This is a genomic window from Nostoc cf. edaphicum LEGE 07299 (genome assembly GCF_015207245.1).
In the GTDB taxonomy this organism is placed as follows: Bacteria; Cyanobacteriota; Cyanobacteriia; order Cyanobacteriales; family Nostocaceae; genus Nostoc; species Nostoc edaphicum_B.
Genome location: NZ_JADEXF010000914.1, coordinates 1 through 2,786, shown reverse-complemented (window position 1 = coordinate 2,786; position 2,786 = coordinate 1). Strand labels below are relative to the sequence as shown.

General features: G+C 42.2%; 2 protein-coding genes. Both read right to left on the bottom strand.

Annotation, left to right across the window (positions count from 1 at the left end):
- Positions 1 to 56 precede the first annotated feature (56 nt).
- Entirely contained in the window at positions 57 to 311 is a 255-nt protein-coding gene (locus tag IQ229_RS22525) for a hypothetical protein (RefSeq protein WP_194047564.1), read from the bottom strand.
- Positions 312 to 605: 294 nt separating this feature from the next.
- The coding region (locus IQ229_RS22520) for a xanthine dehydrogenase family protein molybdopterin-binding subunit (RefSeq protein WP_228013658.1) at positions 606 to 2,786 on the bottom strand (2,181 nt) is incomplete at its 5' end.

Genomic DNA, 2,786 nt, shown 5'->3' with positions numbered 1-2,786 from the left:
GTACGCATACAGTCTCAAAAGTTAGGATAGAAAAGGGATATGGGTAAAATTGTGCTTCATAATAGCCGGAAGTGCTGTATCACTCTGCCAAGCTTGGGAAAGATATTTAGGGTGAGGGTTTTAGATTCATTGCGCTCGGTGTTGAAGAAAGAAACAAGAAACATTGGGATGTTGCTCACAAACATTGCAACATTCCTGGCAAACATCACGATATTAATACGAAACATTGCAACATTCCTGACAAACATCACGATATTAATACGAAACATTGCGACATTCCTGGCAAACATCACGATATTAATACGAAACATTGCAATATTCCTGACAAACATCATGATATTAATACGAAACATTGCGACATTCCTGACAAACATCACGATGTTGATAACTACAGTTTCTGTTAAACCCAATGAAAAACAGCTACCTGTTATTTTATGAAAAATTTTCTCATGTAAATACAGCAAAATTAGTCAAGATTGCTATTAATTAAAAAATACTTTTAAGCTTTTGAATGGGTTAACCGATTCACCACAGCCGATCTTGCTAGTTATACTCGCCTCATTAATGCCATTTAGCGCTAAAGCGCAAACTACAAACCTATTCAGTCACAACAACTTATCTGGTGTAATTGGTAGATCGCGAATCCGCTTACCTGTGGCATGATAAACTGCATTAGATATGGCAGCGGCTACCCCAACAATCGGAAGTTCCCCTAAGCTTTTAGTTCCTAGTGCATTCACATAAGGATCGTGTTCTTCAATAAATTGCACTTCCATATTAGGGATATCTGCATGAACCGGAATCAGGTAATCGGAAAGATTAGCGCCAACTATTCTGCCCTGATTTGCATCCATTACGGTTTTCTCCATCAGCGCCATACCAATTCCCCAGGTAATCCCGCCGATAACTTGACTCCGTGCTGTCTTGAAGTTGAGAATTCGCCCTGCATCATAAACGCCTACGCAACGTCTGACTTTGATTTCTCCTAACAATTCATCAACTGCAACTTCGACAAATATCGCACCAAATGAGTGTTTGGCATATTGTTTATTCTCTGGGTTGAGTGAAGATTCCTCTGTAACTTCTAAACTTTCTAATCCATGACGGCACAGAATATCGGTATAGCTGTCTCGCTTTGATGGGTCTTGTTTTAAAAATATTTGCCCTGACTCAACGGTAATATCTTCTGCTTGCAATCCGTAAAGCAGAGAGTTTGGATCTGCGATCGCCATTTTAATTATCTTATCCCGTGCGGCGATCGCTGCTTTATGTACCGCCGGGGAAACACTGGCAACGGTAATTGAGTTCCCTGTAATCGGGGCTTTAGGAAGATTAGTATCGCCTAGTTCAAACTGCACTGGTAAGCCTAATACTTCAGCAGCTACCTGCGTCATCACTGTATAAGTGCCAGTACCAATGTCTTGAGTACCACTTTGTACTTTCACTTCTCCAGTAGCAAAAATTTTTACCTTAACTGATGCAGTTTGAATGTTCGTGGGAAACGTCGCACTTGCCATTCCCCAACCAATCAAGAAATGATGATCTCGCATGGAACGGGGAACTGGATTGCGTTGTAACCAACCAAAAATTTCTGCTCCTTTTTGGTAACATTCTTTCAGGGATTTAGTTGACCAAGGTAATCCTTTGTGCGGCTCGATATCTGCATGATTTATTAATCTTAGTTCAATTGGGTCAATATTTAAGGTGTATGCCAGTTCATCCATTGCCGATTCTAAGGCAAACATTCCCGTTGCTTCTCCTGGCCCCCGCATAAAGGTTGGTGTGGCAGTATTGATGCGTGCCAAACGGTATTTAATTTCCAAATTGGGACAGGCGTACATAATTGTTGTTGCTGCACCCACAGGTTCTACAAAGTCATCGAAGAGGGAAGTTAAGGATGTACCAATGTGATTGATCAGGGTTAGTTTACCTTCCTTGGTTGCACCTAACGTTAGCTGCTGCTGAGTTTCAGAACGGTGGCCGCAAGCTGTGTACATTTGCGATCGCGTTAACACTACTTTTACAGGGCGCTTTACTTGACGAGCTGCGATCGCAGCTAAAATTGTATGCGATCGCAGCAGTGCTTTACAACCAAATGCGCCGCCTAAATATTTGGAGATGACGCGGACATTTTCTTGAGGAATATTCAGAACAGACGCGATTCGGCCTTGGGTTGCAGAAACGCCTTGAGTGGTTTCATAGAGCGTCAAGTTATCCCCTTCCCACATTGCAATCGTTGCAGAAGGTTCTAGGGGATTATGATGTTCCATTGGCGTGGTATAAACTTGCGCTACTACCACATCTGCCTGTGCTTTCGCTGATTCAAGATTGCCTCTAGTGATTTTAGCTGGCATCATGCCAAAAAATACTGATTCGGGTTCAAATATCTCTGTATGTGCCGTTGTGGCTGTAGGAATGGTTTCTTCGTAGATAATTTTTATCTGATAGGCAGCAGTTTGGGCTTCTTCTAAAGTTTGGGCAATTACAATCCCCAGATGTTGACCATCGTAGTAAATGTTATGGTCTTTTTCGGTTGACTGAGGTTGTGGAGGGCCAAAGAAGGGTATTTTTACTAGAGATGGAGTTTGTTGGTAAGTAATGATATCTATTACACCAGGCGCGACTGCGGCTGCCGTTGTGTCTATTTGGATAATTTTACCGCTGGCGATCGCACTTTGAAAAATCACTCCATAAGTTAAATTCTCTATTGGCACATCGGCTGTGTAAGGTGCTTCTCCCGTTACTTTCAGCCTACCATCAACGTGATCGAGTGGTTTCCCAATAAT

Coding starts and splice junctions, on each gene's coding strand:
- IQ229_RS22525 (WP_194047564.1), bottom strand. CDS start 311: ATGTTTCGTATTAATATCGTGATGTTTGCCAGGAATGTCGCAATGTTT.